Here is a 15,655-nt window from a genome sequence, read left to right on the forward strand (position 1 = left end):
GGCACATGGCCGGGGCGTGGGGTTGGCGGGGATGAGAACCGTCAGGCGGCGTGGTGGCGCAGTACCTTGGCCTTGTCGATGACGAAAGCGTCGTACTCGAAGTCGTCCACGGTGAGCAGTTCCAGCACCTGGGCCTCGCGCTCGTGCATAAAGGTGGCATCCTCCTCACTGATGATGCCGGCTCTGGCAGCCTCTTCCACCCGCTGCTCGGGATGCAGTGCATCAGAGGGCAGCTCCCCCTTCGCATAGGCCTTGTTGACGGTGCGGTAGAGGGTCTCGGCACGCTCCTGGGTGGCCAGCAGGGCGTTGTACTGCGCCAGGGGGTTCGCCTGTTCGCCGTCGTCGGCGCTCCAGGTGTTGGCCAGCAGCTTCTCGCGCAGGGCGCTGTCTCGTGAGACCGCCTGGGCGATGCTACGGGCCAGGTCGTCATGGGGACGCTTGAAGCGTTTGCCGCGTGGCATCACCACCCGGCGCAGCACGCCGGCGAGCAGCCGGTTGGGCAGGTTGTCGAACAGCTCGTCCAGGGCCTGCTCGGCGCGGCCCAGCAGCAGCTGGCAGCTGTAGTGCAGCAGTGCCTCCTCGCCTTCCACCTTGTCTCCCTCGTGCCATTGCTTGAGCACCATGGAGGCGAGGTAGAGGTTCGACAGCACGTCGCCCAGACGCGCCGAGAGCATCTCGCGCAGCTTGAGGGTGGCGCCGAGGCTCGCCATGGCGGCATCGGCGCAGAGCCCGAAGCCGGCGGAGAGGCGCGCGACCTCCTGGGCGTAGCGCTGCGCCTCGCCATCGAAGGGCACCGCCTGCTTGCCGATGCCCAGCCCCTGGGTAAAGGCGCGGGCGGCGTTGCCGAAGATCAGGCCGGCGTGGCCGAAGAAGGCGCGGTCGAAGGCCTGGATATCGTCGGCATCCTTGGCTGCGAGTTCCTCGAGCACATAGGGATGGCAGCGGATCGCCCCCTGGCCGAAGATCATCAGGTTGCGGGTCATGATGTTGGCGCCTTCCACGGTGATCGCCACCGGATTGGCGCTGTAGCCTATCCCTAAGTAGTTGCGCGGGCCCAGGGTCACCGCCTTGCCGCCATGGATATCCATGGCGTCGCCGAGGATCACCCGCTGGAACTCGGTGAGCTGGCTCTTGAGGATCGCCGAGGGGACCGCCGGTTTCTCGCCACGGTCGATGGTGTTCGCGGTCTGGTAGACCGCCGCCTGGGCGATATAGCCCAGCGCCGTCATGCGGGCGAGTGGCTCTTGCACCCCCTCCATCTCTGCCACCGGCACGTTGAACTGCCGGCGGATACGCGCGAAGCCGCCGCTCCAGCCGATGGCGTAGCGGGCGGTGCCGGTGGCGCCGGAGGGCAGGGTGATGCAGCGTCCCACGGAGAGGCACTCCACCAGCATCCGCCAACCCTGGCCGATCATCGCCTCGCCACCGATGATGGTGTCCATCGGTACGAAGACATCCTTGCCCTTGATCGGGCCGTTGAGGAACGGGCTGCCGATGGGGTGGTGGCGACGGCCGATCTCCATGCCCGCGGTATCGCGGGGGATCAGCGCCAGGGTGATGCCGCGATCCTCCTCGTCACCCAGCAGCTTCTCCGGGTCGAACAGGCGGAAGGCCAGGCCCACCACGGTGGCGATGGGCGCCAAGGTGATCCAGCGCTTCTCGAAGTTGAGGCGCACGCCCAGCACCTCCTTGCCGTCGATCTCCTGTTTGCAGACCACGCCGGTGTCGGGCAGCGAGGTGGCGTCAGACCCGGCTCGAGGGCCGGTGAGGCCGAAGCAGGGGATCTCGCGGCCGTCGGCCAGCCGCGGCAGGTAGTGGTTCTTCTGCTCGTCGGTGCCGTACTTGAGCAGCAACTCGCCCGGGCCCAGGGAGTTGGGCACGCCCACGGTAACCATCAGGGTCTCGTTGATGGAGAGCTTCTGCAGCACCAGGGACTGGGCCTTGGCGGAGAAACCCAGGCCGCCGTACTCCTTCGGGATGATCATCCCGAAGTAGCGCTCCTGCTTGAGGTGGTCCCAGAGTTCCTGGGGCAGGTCGGCACGCTCCTTGGCGATATCCCAGGCGTTGCACATGCCGGCAGCCACGGAGCACTGGTGGTCGATGAAGGCACGCTCCTCCTCGGTGAGACCATTGTCCGTATAGTCCAGCAGCGCCTGCCAGTTCGGCTTGCCGGTGAAGAGCTCGCCGTCCCAGGCCACGCTGCCGGCCTCCAGCGCGGTGCGTTCGGTGTCGGAGACCTTCGGCGAGACCTTCTTGAACATGGCGAAGAGGCGCGGGGTCAGCCACTTGCCGCGCAGGGCCGGCAGGCCGGCGGCGGCGATAACCGCGGCTGCGGCGAGCAGGATGACGCCAAGCACCGCGGAGGCGACGAGCAGGCTTATCAGACCGGTGACGGCGAGAACCGCCAGGGCGGGCAGGGCGCCCGCCTCGCGGCGCATCACCGCGAGCAGGCCAACGATGGCCGCGAGAAGCAGGATCAGGGTGAGCATGGAGAGACTCCGGTTGTTGTAAGTCGCAAGGATTCGAACAGATGTTTGAATTCTTGCAGGTTAGCCCACATCGGTGCAACCGGCCAGTAGGCATGCATAGGGTTATCGCAGATTGCTCGTAGCTCGGGGCTGATCTGGCGACAAGTCCCGGGGCGCCGGACCGTAGAGGAGGCGCTGTGAACCCCTCCCTGGGCGCTACCGACGCCCTGCTTCGCTCTCGCGTCCCGCTCCGCTTGCAGGTCCGGTGCTGGCCATCCATGGCCAGCCCGTTCGGAGCGGTGCTCCTCACCCCTGGCGTAGGACCTCCTCTACGACTTGTCCCCAGCGCCCCTAAGTTCCTGCATCTGCGGTACCTCTGTTCCCACGAAAACGCCCCGCGCTGCAGGGCAGGGCGGGGCGTCGTGGTGCCGCGTGGACGTCTTCAGTCGAGGCGGCGCTGCGGCTCGCTGCGAGCGGGGGAGTCGCCCGCCACGTAGTAGGGGGCGTCGCTCTTCGGCAGCGGCTCGCGGCCGCGGATGCGGTCGGCGATCTTCTCGGCCAGCATGATGGTCGGCGCGTTGAGGTTGCCGGTGGGGATCTGCGGGAAGAGCGAGGCATCCACCACTCGCAGTCCCTCCACGCCGTGCACCCGACCCTGGCCATCCACCACGGCGTCGTCACCTGCGCCCATGCGGCAGCTGCCGCAGGGGTGATAGGCGGTCTCGGCATGCGCCTTCACGAAGGCGTCCAGCTCGGCGTCGGACTGCACGTCCGGCCCCGGCGAGATCTCCCGGCCGCGGTAGGCGTCGAAGGCGGGCTGATTGATGATCTCGCGGGTCAGGCGGATAGCGTCGCGGAACTCCTGCCAGTCCTTGTCGGTGGACATGTAGTTGAACAGGATGCTCGGCGCCGCCTCGGGGTCCCGTGAGGTCAGCCGAATGCGGCCGCGGCTCTCGGAACGCATGGAGCCCACGTGGGCCTGGAAGCCGTGGGCCTGCACTGCACTCTTGCCGTTGTAGCTGATGGCGATGGGCAGGAAGTGGTACTGCAGGTTGGGCCACGCCTCCTGGTCATTGCTGCGGATGAAGCCCGCCGCCTCGAACTGGTTGCTGGCGCCGATGCCGCGGCCGAGGAACAGCCACTCGGCGCCGATCTTCGGCTGGTTCCACCACTTCAATGCCGGGTAGAGCGAGATCGGCTGGGTGCATTCGTACTGGATGTACATCTCCAGGTGATCCTGGAGGTGGGCGCCGACGTTGTCGTTGATGTGAACCGCCTCGATGCCGCACTCGTCGAGGACCTCGCGGGGGCCGACGCCGGAGCGCTGCAGGATCTGCGGCGAGGCGATCGCCCCGCCGCACAGCAGGACCTCGCGGCGGGCGTGTACCCGCTGCTCCTGGCCGCGGCGCTGGTAGCGCACGCCCACCGCCCGCTTGGCCTCGAACTCGATGACGTCGGTGATGGCGCGGGTCTCGATAGTCAGGTTCTCGCGCTGCTTCGCCTGGTCGAGATAGCCACGGGCGGTGGAGGCGCGCCGGCCGTTGGGCGTCACGAAGCGGTCCATGGGGCCGAAGCCCTCCTGCTGGTAGCCGTTGACGTCCTCGGTCTCCAGGTAGCCGGCCTGCTTGCCCGCCTCGATGAAGGTGCGGTAGAGCGGGTTGTTCCCGGCTTTCGGCGTCGTGACGCTCACCGGGCCGTCGCCGCCATGGTAGTCGTTCGGGCCGATGTCGCGAGTCTCGGACTTCCTGAAGTAGGGCAGGCAGTCGGCGTAGCTCCAGTCCGCCAGGCCCGGCGCCTGGGCCCAGTGGTCGTAATCCAGGGCGTTGCCGCGGATGTAGCACATGCCGTTGATCAGCGAGGAGCCCCCCAGCCCCTTGCCACGGCCGCACTCCATGCGCCGGCCGTCCATGTACGGCTCGGGGTCGGTCTCGAAGGCCCAGTTGTAGCGCTTGCCCTGCAACGGGTAGGCCAGGGCCGCCGGCATCTGGGTGCGGAAGTCGAAGCGGTGGTCGGGACCACCGGCCTCGAGCAGCAGCACCGAGACCTCCGAGTCCTCGGTGAGGCGGGTGGCGAGCACATTGCCGGCCGAGCCGGCGCCGATGATGACGTAGTCGAATTCACGGATCTGGGGCACGGGATCTCCTTAAAATACCGACTCGAAGGGGCCCATCTCGACCTGCACCGACTTGGTCTGGGTGTAGTGGGTCAGTGTCTCGAGGCCGTTCTCGCGGCCCACGCCGGACTGCTTGTAGCCGCCCACCGGCATCTCGGCGGGGGACTCGCCCCAGGTGTTGATCCAGCAGATGCCCGCCTCGAGGCGGTGGATCACCCGATGGGCGCGGTTGAGGCCCTCGGTGAAGACACCTGCGGCCAGCCCGTAGTGGGTGTCGTTGGCGCGGAGGATCACCTCCTCCTCGTCATCGAAGGCGAGAATCGACATCACCGGGCCGAAGATCTCCTCGCGCACGATGCGCATCTCGTCCGTGCAGTCGGTGAATACCGTGGGGGCGGCCCAGGCGCCGTTCGCCCGCTCGCCCTCTTCCCAGGTCTCGCCGCCGGCCAGCACCCTGGCGCCTTCCTGCTTGCCCAGCGCGATATAGGAGAGCACCTTCTCCTGGTGCTCGAAGCTCACCAGGGGGCCGAAGTTGACGCTGGGGTCCAGCGGGTCGCCGGCCCGGATGCGTGCCACGCGCTCGGCGATCCTGGCCTCGAAGTCCGCCTTCACCGAGCGCTCGACGAAGACCCGGGTACCGTTGGTGCAGATCTGTCCGCTGGAGTAGAAGTTGGCCATCATGGCGGCGTCGGCGGCGCGGTCGAGGTCGGCATCATGGAAGACGATCAGCGGCGACTTGCCACCCAGCTCCATGGTGACGTCCTTGAGGGTGGAGCCCCCGGCGGCGGCCATCACCTTCCGGCCGGTACCCACCTCGCCGGTGAAGGAGATCTTGTCGATGCCGGGGTGGCCGGTCATCAGGGCACCGACACTGCCGTCACCGTGGATGACGTTGAACACACCGTCGGGCAGGCCGGCCTCGGAGAAGATCTCGGCCAGTTTCATGGTGGTCAGCGGGGTGACCTCGCTGGGCTTGAAGACCACCGCGTTGCCGGCGGCCAGTGCCGGGGCGGACTTCCAGCAGGCGATCTGGATGGGGTAGTTCCAGGCGCCAATCGCACCGATCACCCCCAGCGGCTCGCGACGCGTGTAGACGAAGGAGTCCGCACGCAACGGGATCTGGCTGCCCTCGATGGCCGGTGCCAGGCCGGCATAGTACTCGAGCACATCGGCGCCGGTGACGATGTCCACCGCGGCGGTCTCGCTGATCGGCTTGCCGGTGTTGCGGGTCTCGAGTTCGGCGATCTCGTCATTGCGCTCTCGCAGGAGGGCCACGGCGCGGTTGAGGATGCGGCCACGCTCCATGCCGGACATCGCCGCCCAGACGCGCTGGCCCTGGCGGGCCGCGGCCACGGCGGCATCCACGTCCGCCTCGGCAGCCTGCTGCACCTGGGCAAGCCGCGAGCCATCGAAGGGGTTGACCACCGAGAAGGTCTCGCCGGAGGTGGCGGCCGTTTGGCGGCCGTTGATGTAGAGAGGCAGGCTAGGCGTGTCGGTCATGAGTCTCTCCTTGAGGAGGTGTCGGTAGCGGAGGCGGCAAGTAGCCGGTCGAGGGTGGCGAGCGCCGCGCGGCGCGCGCCGTCGGCGTCCAGGCCCTCCGGCGTCAGCGCCCCGCGCAGCCACAGGCCATCGATCACTGCCGCCAGTGTGCGTGAGGCCAGGCGGGCCTCCTCATGCGGCATCAGGCGGCGGAACTGGGCGCACAGGTTCGAATAGAGGCGTCGGTCGTTGACCTGCTGCAGCCGGGCGAGGCTCGGCTTGTGCATGCTGCTGGCCCAGAAAGCCAGCCAGGTCTTGGCGACAGGGTCGGTCACCTGGCTGCGATCGAAGTTGCCCTCGATAATCGCCTCCAACCGGGCTCGCGGGGTGTCATGCGGCAGCTCGCGGCGGCAGGCAGCAACGGCGTCGCCCAGGTCGGTGAGGATCTGGCGCATGGTGGCTTCGAGCAGTCCATCCTTGCCGCCGAAGTAGTGGCTGATGATGCCGGCGGAGACGCCGGCATGCCGCGCGATGCGTGCCACGGTCGTGTCGGCCAGGCCGACCTCATCGATGGCCGCCATAGTCGCCTTGATCAGCTGCTGGCGGCGGATGGGTTCCATTCCGACCTTGGGCATCGTTGAGCCCTCCCTTGTCCGGATGACTTGCCACCACACCGGTATGTGCGGTTAGGATAGGCACAGCTTGCCATTTCTTTATTGAACGTTCAATCAATAAAAGTGTGGCAGACTCCGACTATACTCAATTCCCCTCACCGGAGGATATTTCATGAGTGCATCTCCCCTGACTTTCCGCCTCGGCCTTGGCCTGGGCGCCACTGTCCTGGCCCTCGGCGCGACCCCGCTGTATGCCCAGGAGTCCGAGAGCTGCAGCACGCTGCGCTTCGCCGAGGTGGGCTGGACGGATATCACCGCCACTACCGCCCTGACCACCGAGGTACTCGAGGCGCTGGGCTATGACACCCGCATCGACACTGTCTCCGTGCCCATCGCCTACCAGGGCATGAAGAACGGCGACTTCGATATCTTCCTGGGCAACTGGATGCCCTCCATGGCATCGATCAGCGACCCCTACGTCGAGGACGGCAGCGTCGACCGCCTGGGTGCCAATCTCGAGGGCGCCAAGTACACCCTGGCGGTGCCGCAGTACGTGCACGATGCAGGCGTTACCTCGGTAGAGGATCTCGCCGAGCATGCCGAGAAGTTCGATTCCTCCATTCACGGCATCGAGGCCGGCAACGATGGCAATCAGCTGATCCAGCAGATGATCGACGATGATGCCTTCGGCCTGGGGGACTGGCAGCTGATCGACTCCAGCGAGGCGGGCATGCTGTCCGAACTGGGTGCCAGGGTGCCGGACGAGGAGTGGATGGTATTCCTGGGCTGGGAGCCCCACCCGATGAACACCAACTTCGATATGGCCTATCTCGAGGGTGCCGGCGACTACTTCGGCCCCGACCTGGGCGGTGCCACGGTCTATACCAACACCCGTAGCGGCTTCGTCGAGGAGTGCGGCAACGTCGGCACCCTGCTTTCCAACCTCGAGTTCACCCTCGAGATGGAGAACCAGCTGATGGGCGAGATCATGGACGAGGGTGAGGATCCCCGCGACGCCGCCCGCGCCTATCTGCAGGCCAACCCCGAGGTGCTCGAGGCGTGGCTCGAGGGCGTCGAGACCCGCGATGGCGAGGCGGGCCTTGCCGCGGTGCGCGAGGCACTCGATATCGACTCCTGAGGAGATGCTGCCGGGCTTGCCAAGCGGCGGGCCCGCGTGCATAATGCGTCTCCATTGCTCGGCCGAGGTCGGGCAATCTTGTGAAAAGGCTACGTAGCTCAGCTGGTTAGAGCACATCACTCATAATGATGGGGTCCCCTGTTCGAATCAGGGCGTAGCCACCAGGATCTTCCCAGCGCCCGCCCGGCAATTGCCGCGCGGGCGCTGTGCGTTTTGATGGGTGTGGGCAAGGATCATCGTGGAGGTCCTTGACCTGGCCGGGCGGATCCGTATACTACGCCCCGTGTTCGACGCCGTTCCCGGATAGCTCAGTTGGTAGAGCAAGTGACTGTTAATCACTGGGTCGCAGGTTCGAGTCCTGCTCCGGGAGCCACCTTCTTCCCCCCTGCACTAGCCACACCCTTGTATCACGACTCCTGTCCGGCCAAGCTCCGGCGTTTCTGCGTGTCCGTTCGTTGGCGGTGACGGCGATCTGCCGCCATGAAAAAGGCCGCCGCCCATGGGTGACGGCCGTGTATCGGCAGGGTGGGGCGATTCAGTCGCGGTGGGCGAAGCGGAAGTTGCTCTCCAGCTGGGCGTAGTCGAGCAGGATCTGGGCCGCTTCCTGCACCTGCACCTGCTCCACCGGTTCCTCCTCCTGTTCTTCGCCGCTCTCATCTTCCTCGCCCCGGGCGTCGATCCACTCCTCCAGGGGTTCCAGACCCAGGGCCTCGCGGCGCTGGTTCTCCAGGGCCAGCTGTTCGGCCTCCTGGGCCTCGGCTTCCTCCTGGCGGAGCTCACGGTTGAGACTGAGGCTGGTGGTCTCCTCGCGCATCCGGCGGTTCAGCTCGGCCTGCTGCTCGAGATAGCGGAAGTTGGGGTGGGCCTCGGTGCGCTGGCGATGGCGGTCGCGCAGCGACTCCAGGAAGCGCCACGGCTCGCCGTACTCGCGGTACTGCACCGAGCGCACGGTGTCCCAGTCCAGGGCGTTGTCGAGGCTGCTCTCGCCGATCAGCTCGGGGTCGATCAGGCTCGGGAAGATGATGTCCGGCTCCACGCCGCGGTGCTGGGTGCTCTCGCCGGAGATGCGGTAGAACTTGGCGCGGGTCAGCTTGATCTCGCCATGGCTGAGCTCGTTGAGGGTCTGCACCGTGCCCTTGCCGAAGGTGGGGGTGCCCACCACCAGGCCGCGACCGTAGTCCTGGATGGCGCCGGCGAAGATCTCAGAGGCGGAGGCCGACAGGCGGTTGACCAGCACCACCAGCGGGCCGTCGTAGGCGGCGCCGGTCTCGGTATCGCCGTAGAGACTGATGCGCCCGCGGGCATCGCGCACCTGGACGGTGGGCCCGCGGTCGATGAACAGCCCGATCAGCGAGTTGGCCTCCTGCAGCGCGCCGCCACCGTTGTTGCGCAGGTCGAGCACGATGCCCTCGATTCCTTGCTCCTGGAGTGACTCGATCTCCTTGGCCACGTCGCGGGTGGTGCTGCGGTAATCCTCCTCGCCGGCCTGCCAGGCGTCGAAGTCGACGTAGAAGGTGGGGACCGTGATCACTCCGACACGGTGAGTGCCGTCGTCGCGCTCGAGCTCGATCACCTCGCTCTGGGCGGCCTGGTCCTCGAGCTTCACGGTGTCCCGGGTGATCTGCACCTCCTTGGAGCGGGTCATGTCCACCGCCTGGGCGGGCACCACGTCGAGACGGACCACCGAGCCCTTGGGGCCACGGATCAGCTCCACCACCTCGTCCAGGCGCATGCCCACCACGTTGACCATCTCGCCCTCTTCCTGGCCGACCCCGACGATGCGGTCGGCGGGCTCGAGCACGCCGGCCCGTTCCGCCGGCCCGCCGGGCACCAGGCTCGATACCTTGACGTATTCGCCGTCGGCCTGGAGCAGGGCGCCGATGCCTTCCAGCGACAGACGCATCTGGATATCGAAGGACTCCCCCTGGCGAGGGGAGAGGTACTCGCTGTGGGGATCGATGGTGCTGGTGACGGCGGCCATCAGCAGGCCGAAGACATCTTCCGGCTTGGTCTGGCGCAGGCGGTTGAGCTGGCCCTCGTAGCGCTGGCGAAGGTTGGTCTCGATCTGCTCGTCGTCCTGGTCGCTGATCGCCAGGGTCAGGGCGGCGTTCTTGAGGCGGCGGGTCCACAGCTCGTCGAGGGCCTGGGTGCTCTCCGCCCAGGGTGCATCCTCGCGGTCCACTTCCAGGCGCTGCTGGCCGTCATAGGTGAAGTCGAGGCCCTCGTCGAGGCGCGCCAGCAACCATTCGAAGCGTGCCTCGGCGCGCTCGTGGTAGCGCTGATAGAGCGCGAAGAAGGGGGATAGCTCACCATCGAGCAGGGCGTCATCGATCTGCTCTTCCAGCGGGAGGAACTCCGCCACGTCCTGTTCGGTCAGGAAGGCGCGCTGACCGTCAAGCACGTCGAGATAGCGCTCGAAGGCCTGGCGTGACCAGTTGTCGTCCAGGCTGACGTCGGCGTAGTGGCCGTAGCGCAGCGATTCGGCCACTTCGGTGGCGACCTGGCGCTGGGCGTCGGTGGGTTCTGGCTGTGCCAGGGCGACGCCGGCGGTCAGCAGCAGGCCTGCCAGCACGGCCATGGATCGTCCCGTATGGGCAAGCGGGCTCATCGATGAAGCACTCCCGGTTTGATGTACACTCATTTCCCTTGACCCTGATCCGGCCCGCGAGTTGCGCTGGCCGAGGATGCATTGTAGCAGCTTACCTGCTGCGCCCATCACCTCCAGCCCAGAGGAACCCATGTTGTCTCAGGACGATCTGCTCCAGCGGCTTCTCGACTTCCTGCATCGCTCGCCCACCCCCTGGCACGCCACCGCCAACATGGCCGCGCGCCTCGAGGAGGCCGGCTTCCGGCGCCTCGATGAGCGCGAGGCCTGGGCGCTGACGCCCGGCGAGCGCGTCTACGTGACGCGTAACGACTCGTCGATCATCGCCCTGCAGCTGCCCGAAGGCAGGCTCGAGGCGCTACGCATGATCGGCGCACACACCGACAGCCCCGGGCTACGGCTCAAGCCCAATGCCGCCCAGACCGCGGCCGGCTGGCTGCAGCTCGGCGTCGAGGTCTACGGCGGGGCGCTGCTCGCCCCCTGGTTCGACCGCGACCTCGGTCTCGCCGGACGCGTCCATGTGCGCCACCCCGACGGGCGTCTCGAGGGACGGCTGCTGCATGTCGACCGCCCCGTGGCGATCATTCCCAGCCTCGCCATCCACCTCGACCGCGAGGCCAACAACGGGCGTGCACTGAACGCCCAGACCGAGATGGCGCCGGTGCTGCTGCAGGGTGGTGAGCTGGGCGATTTCGAAAAGCTGCTCAAGGCGTGGATTGCCGAGCAGCACGGCCTGGCCGACGTCGAGCTGCTCGACTTCGAACTGGGATTCCATGATATGCAGCCGCCGGCACGAGTGGGGATCAACGGTGAGCTGATCGCCAGCGCCCGGCTCGACAACCTGCTCTCCTGCTTTATCGGCCTGGAGGCGCTGCTGGCCAGCGATGGCCGGCAAGGGGCGTTGCTGGTGGCCAACGACCATGAGGAGGTGGGGAGTGCCAGCGCCTGCGGCGCCCAGGGACCCTTCCTGGGGGACGTGCTGCGTCGGGTCAGCGAGCAGCTTGGCGACGGCAGCGAGGAGGGCTTCATCCGCCTGATCCAGGCCTCCAGGATGATCTCCTGCGACAACGCCCACGCGCTGCACCCCAACTTCCAGGACAAGCACGATGCCGCCCATGGACCGGCGCTCAACGGGGGCCCGGTGATCAAGGTCAATGCCAGCCAGCGTTACGCCACCAACAGCGCCACCGCAGCGCTGTTCCGCGACCTCTGTCGCGAGGCCGAGGTGCCGGTGCAGAGCTTCGTGACCCGTGCCGACATGGGTTGCGGCAGCACCATCGGGCCGATCACCGCCACCGAGCTGGGTGTGCCGACCCTGGACGTGGGGGTGCCTCAGTGGGCCATGCACTCGATCCGCGAGACCGCGGGCAGTCAGGATGTGGCCTACCTGACGCGGATGCTGGCCGCCTTCTGCAATCGCGCCGAGCTGGCCTGACCCCTGCCGGCCGCCGGTAAGGCGGCCGGCTGCCTGTTGCGCGAAGCCCGAAGCCAAAAAAGCCCGCCTGACGATGTCAGGCGGGCTTTTCGGTGTCTGGCTGGTGGCTACGCCCTGATTCGAACAGGGGACCCCATCATTATGAGTGATGTGCTCTAACCAGCTGAGCTACGTAGCCAGCGGCGCGTACTCTATCTTCCGCGGGGCGGGCTGTCAACTGCCTGATATGGAAGGCATGCCAAGGCTTGACACCCTGCCGAGGGCTCGATAATATGCGCGCCACCTCGACGAGGCGAGACATTGCGTCCCATTCGTCTAGTGGTCCAGGACACCGCCCTTTCACGGCGGGAACAGGGGTTCGAACCCCCTATGGGACGCCACTCGACTCATCAGGTAACCGGAGTGCGGGAATAGCTCAGTGGTAGAGCATCGCCTTGCCAAGGCGAGGGTCGCGAGTTCGAATCTCGTTTCCCGCTCCATCTTCCTTTAGGAAGACGATGCGTCCCATTCGTCTAGTGGTCCAGGACACCGCCCTTTCACGGCGGGAACAGGGGTTCGAACCCCCTATGGGACGCCACTTCCCATTCGTCTAGTGGTCCAGGACACCGCCCTTTCACGGCGGGAACAGGGGTTCGAACCCCCTATGGGACGCCACTTCTCCGGACAGCAAGTGCAGCATGCGAGACAAGCGGGAATAGCTCAGTGGTAGAGCATCGCCTTGCCAAGGCGAGGGTCGGGAGTTCGAATCTCCTTTCCCGCTCCGTCCCATTCGTCTAGTGGTCCAGGACACCGCCCTTTCACGGCGGGAACAGGGGTTCGAACCCCCTATGGGACGCCACCTCGCCCGCTCAGCGGTACCGATCAAGCGGGAATAGCTCAGTGGTAGAGCATCGCCTTGCCAAGGCGAGGGTCGGGAGTTCGAATCTCCTTTCCCGCTCCAATCGGTCACCTGCAACAGGCCAAGGCTCGCGTCAGGAGCCGAAAGTCGGCCCAGTCGCATCTCCTTTCCCGCTCCAATCGGAACCTCCCCCCCTAATTTGATGTTGCTTCAGTCTGCCGATGCGCAGGCCATTTTGCGTGCCTGACATCCGGGCTTGGCCGCTGCCGGCTTGAACTTCATGCCAGGCGCCCCCATATCGATATGCCTTTGCGGCATGCCCGCCATCGAACCCCGAACCGTTTCAAGGATTGCGCATGGCCGAACCGGCTCTGTCCATCCGTGGCCTGACCAAGGTCTACGGCAATGGCTTCCAGGCCCTCAAGGGCATCGACCTCGATGTCGCCGAAGGGGACTTCTTCGCACTGCTGGGCCCCAACGGTGCCGGCAAGTCCACCACCCTGGGGGTGGTGTCGTCGCTGGTGCAGAAGAGCGCCGGCCGCGTGTCGATCTTCGGCATCGACATCGACCGCGACTTCGCCCGCGCCAAGTACCACCTCGGCGTGGTGCCCCAGGAGTTCAACTTCAACCAGTTCGAGAAGGTGCTCGACATCGTTCTGGCCCAGGCGGGCTACTACGGCATGTCGCGGCGCCAGGCGCTGCCCCGCGCCGAGGAGCTGCTGCGCGACCTGGGGCTGTGGGACAAGCGCAATGGCAGCGCCCGGATGCTCTCCGGCGGCATGAAGCGCCGGTTGATGATCGCCCGGGCGCTGATGCACCGTCCGAAACTGCTGATCCTCGACGAGCCCACCGCCGGCGTGGACATCGAGCTGCGTCGCAGCATGTGGGAGTACATGCGCCGCATCAACCGCGAGGAGGGCACCACCATCATCCTCACCACCCACTACCTGGAGGAGGCGGAGAGCCTCTGCCGCAACGTGGCGATCATCAACCACGGCGAGATCATCCGTAACACCAGCGTGCGTGACCTGTTGATGGAGCTGGATACCGAGACCTTCCTGCTCGACCTGGCCCATCCCGTGGAGGCCGCCCCCGAGGTCGAGGGCTTCGAGCTCAGCCAGCCGGAGCCCGCCCAGCTGGCGGTGGTGGTGCATCGCGGCCAGCGGCTCAACGACGTCTTCGAGGCGCTCTCCGCCCGCGGCATCCAGGTGGTCTCCATGCGCAACCGCGCCAACCGCCTGGAGGAGATGTTCGTCTCCATGGTGGAGCAGGGCAACCAGGCCCTGGACCGGGCCGCCGAAGATAAGGGCAAGGACAAGGAGGCGCGCGCATGAACCCTCGTCAGATCGCCATCGCCCTGTGGACCCTGGTGGTCAAGGAGATCAAGCGCTTCACGCGCATCTGGCCGCAGACCCTGCTGCCGCCGTCGATCACCATGACCATGTACTTCATCATCTTCGGCAACCTGATCGGCTCGCGCATCGGCGAGATGGACGGCTACAGCTATATGGACTTCATCGTCCCCGGGCTGATCATGATGGCGGTGATCACCAACAGCTACTCCAATGTCGCCTCCTCCTTCTTCTCCAACAAGTTCCAGCGCAGCGTCGAGGAGATGATGGTGTCGCCGATGCCGAGCTGGGTGATCCTCTCCGGCTTCGTGCTGGGGGGCATGGCCCGCGGCCTCGGCGTGGGGCTGATCGTCACCATCGTGTCGCTGTTCTTCACCCGCCTCGAGGTGGCCCACCCGGTGCTGACCCTGCTGGTGGTGGTGATGACCGCGGCGCTGTTCGCCATCGGCGGCTTCATCAACGCCCTGCTGGGCAAGAAGTTCGACGACATCTCCATCGTGCCGACCTTCATCCTGACGCCGCTGACCTACCTGGGCGGGGTCTTCTACTCCATCTCGCTGCTGCCGGCGTTCTGGCAGGGGGTGTCGATGCTCAACCCCATCCTCTATATGGTCAACGTCTTCCGCTACGGCTTCCTGGGCGTCTCGGACATCCCGGTGGGCTGGGCGCTGGCCGCCATCCTCGCCTTCATCGCGGTGCTCTTCACCATCGCCCTGCGCATGCTGGAGCGTGGCCAGGGGATCCGCTCATGAGCCGGCGTCCCGAGACCCTCGCCGACGCCCCCCTGGGGCGCGAGTCTGCCTACCCCGAGCACTACGATGCCGGGCTGCTCTATCCCATCCCCCGCGCCGCCAACCGCGCGCCGCTGGGCATCGAGGAGGGCGCGCTGCCCTTCGTCGGCGAGGACGAGTGGCACGCCTTCGAGGTCAGCTGGCTCAACGCCCGCGGCAAGCCAGTGGTGGCCGTGGCGCGCTTCCGGTTGCCGGCGGACTCGCCCAACCTGATCGAGTCCAAGTCCTGGAAGCTCTACCTCAACGGCTTCAACCAGAGCCGCTTCGCCAGCCGTCAGGCGGTCATCGAGATCCTGGAACGGGACCTGTCGCGGGCCGCCGGGGCGCCGGTGTCGGTGGAGCTCTTCGCGGTCGACGACGAGGCGCTCGCGCCGCGCCGGCTGCCCGGCGAGTGCCTGGACGACCTGGATATCACCATCGACGACTACACCCCCAGCGCCGATCATTTGCGCGTCGGCGACGAAGTGGTGGAGGAGACCCTCCACTCCCACCTGCTCAAGTCCAACTGCCCGGTCACAGGGCAGCCCGACTGGGGCAGCGTGCTGATCCGCTATCGCGGGCCGCGCCTCGACCGCGAGGGGCTCCTGCGCTACCTAGTGGGTTACCGCCAGCACCAGGACTTCCACGAGCACTGCGTGGAACATATCTACATGGACCTGATGGCCCGCGCCCGGCCCGAGCGGCTGCTGGTGTTGGCGCGTTACGTACGCCGCGGCGGGCTGGACATCAGCCCCTGGCGCGCCACCCCGGGAGAGCATCCGCCGACGCCGCTGCGCCTGGCCCGCCAGTAGCGGTCGGCACGACAGCCCGCCGGCACGCTGG

10 protein-coding genes and 9 tRNA genes are annotated in these 15,655 nt (G+C 66.7%); 13 read left to right on the forward strand and 6 right to left on the reverse strand.

Annotation, left to right across the window (positions count from 1 at the left end; translation table 11 throughout):
* Nucleotides 1-41: 41 nt before the first annotated feature.
* The 4 genes from GRB96_RS13515 to betI all read right to left on the reverse strand — a co-directional run bounded on the left by GRB96_RS13515 (nt 42) and on the right by betI (nt 6,695).
* Entirely contained in the window at nt 42-2,489 is a 2,448-nt protein-coding gene (locus tag GRB96_RS13515) for an acyl-CoA dehydrogenase (RefSeq protein WP_161432626.1), read from the reverse strand.
* Nucleotides 2,490-2,910: 421 nt separating this feature from the next.
* The gene (gene betA / locus GRB96_RS13520; protein WP_161432627.1) at nt 2,911-4,602 is read right to left on the reverse strand and encodes a choline dehydrogenase; all 1,692 of its coding nucleotides are present in this window, start codon (nt 4,600-4,602) and stop codon (nt 2,911-2,913) included.
* Nucleotides 4,603-4,611: 9 nt separating this feature from the next.
* Entirely contained in the window at nt 4,612-6,081 is a 1,470-nt protein-coding gene (gene betB / locus GRB96_RS13525; RefSeq protein WP_161432628.1) for a betaine-aldehyde dehydrogenase, read from the reverse strand.
* Complete coding sequence (betI, locus tag GRB96_RS13530) at nt 6,078-6,695, reverse strand: transcriptional regulator BetI (protein WP_205743540.1); 618 nt, start codon at nt 6,693-6,695, stop codon at nt 6,078-6,080. The genes betB and betI overlap by 4 nt, the downstream gene beginning before the upstream one ends.
* 151 nt (nt 6,696-6,846) lie before the next feature.
* Here betI and GRB96_RS13535 point away from each other — a divergent pair, with 151 nt between their 5' ends.
* The 3 genes from GRB96_RS13535 to GRB96_RS13545 all read left to right on the forward strand — a co-directional run bounded on the left by GRB96_RS13535 (nt 6,847) and on the right by GRB96_RS13545 (nt 8,185).
* A complete protein-coding gene (locus GRB96_RS13535) occupies nt 6,847-7,812 on the forward strand; it encodes a choline ABC transporter substrate-binding protein (protein ID WP_161432629.1) in 966 nt (321 codons plus the stop codon).
* Between the two features lie 87 nt (nt 7,813-7,899).
* A tRNA-Met gene (locus GRB96_RS13540) sits at nt 7,900-7,976 on the forward strand.
* 133 nt (nt 7,977-8,109) lie between these two features.
* Nucleotides 8,110-8,185, forward strand: a tRNA-Asn gene (locus GRB96_RS13545).
* Between the two features lie 162 nt (nt 8,186-8,347).
* Here the strand turns inward: GRB96_RS13545 and GRB96_RS13550 are convergent.
* Entirely contained in the window at nt 8,348-10,420 is a 2,073-nt protein-coding gene (locus tag GRB96_RS13550; RefSeq protein ID WP_161432630.1) for a carboxy terminal-processing peptidase, read from the reverse strand.
* Nucleotides 10,421-10,553: 133 nt separating this feature from the next.
* Here GRB96_RS13550 and GRB96_RS13555 point away from each other — a divergent pair, with 133 nt between their 5' ends.
* Nucleotides 10,554-11,852 carry a M18 family aminopeptidase gene (locus GRB96_RS13555; RefSeq protein WP_240894172.1) on the forward strand — a complete coding sequence of 433 codons (1,299 nt, stop codon included), beginning with the start codon at nt 10,554-10,556 and terminating at the stop codon, nt 11,850-11,852.
* A gap of 101 nt (nt 11,853-11,953) precedes the next feature.
* Here the strand turns inward: GRB96_RS13555 and GRB96_RS13560 are convergent.
* Nucleotides 11,954-12,030 (reverse strand) — tRNA-Met (locus GRB96_RS13560).
* Nucleotides 12,031-12,156: 126 nt separating this feature from the next.
* Here GRB96_RS13560 and GRB96_RS13565 point away from each other — a divergent pair.
* The 9 genes from GRB96_RS13565 to queF all read left to right on the forward strand — a co-directional run bounded on the left by GRB96_RS13565 (nt 12,157) and on the right by queF (nt 15,624).
* A tRNA-Glu gene (locus tag GRB96_RS13565) sits at nt 12,157-12,232 on the forward strand.
* Between the two features lie 24 nt (nt 12,233-12,256).
* Nucleotides 12,257-12,331 (forward strand) — tRNA-Gly (locus tag GRB96_RS13570).
* Nucleotides 12,332-12,353: 22 nt separating this feature from the next.
* Nucleotides 12,354-12,429, forward strand: a tRNA-Glu gene (locus GRB96_RS13575).
* A 111-nt stretch (nt 12,430-12,540) separates the two neighbouring features.
* A tRNA-Gly gene (locus tag GRB96_RS13580) sits at nt 12,541-12,612 on the forward strand.
* Nucleotides 12,613-12,614: 2 nt separating this feature from the next.
* Nucleotides 12,615-12,690: transfer RNA gene (locus GRB96_RS13585), tRNA-Glu, on the forward strand.
* Nucleotides 12,691-12,717: 27 nt separating this feature from the next.
* A tRNA-Gly gene (locus GRB96_RS13590) sits at nt 12,718-12,792 on the forward strand.
* Nucleotides 12,793-13,046: 254 nt separating this feature from the next.
* A complete protein-coding gene (locus tag GRB96_RS13595) occupies nt 13,047-14,024 on the forward strand; it encodes an ABC transporter ATP-binding protein (RefSeq protein WP_161432632.1) in 978 nt (325 codons plus the stop codon).
* Nucleotides 14,021-14,794 carry an ABC transporter permease gene (locus GRB96_RS13600; RefSeq protein ID WP_023005087.1) on the forward strand — a complete coding sequence of 258 codons (774 nt, stop codon included), beginning with the start codon at nt 14,021-14,023 and terminating at the stop codon, nt 14,792-14,794. The genes GRB96_RS13595 and GRB96_RS13600 overlap by 4 nt, the downstream gene beginning before the upstream one ends.
* On the forward strand, nt 14,791-15,624 hold the full coding sequence (queF, locus tag GRB96_RS13605; protein ID WP_161432633.1) for an NADPH-dependent 7-cyano-7-deazaguanine reductase QueF: 834 nt from the start codon (nt 14,791-14,793) through the stop codon (nt 15,622-15,624). The genes GRB96_RS13600 and queF overlap by 4 nt, the downstream gene beginning before the upstream one ends.
* The last annotated feature ends 31 nt before the right edge of the window (nt 15,625-15,655 follow it).

Source organism: Halomonas alimentaria (assembly GCF_009902005.1).
Taxonomy (GTDB): Bacteria; Pseudomonadota; Gammaproteobacteria; order Pseudomonadales; family Halomonadaceae; genus Halomonas; species Halomonas alimentaria.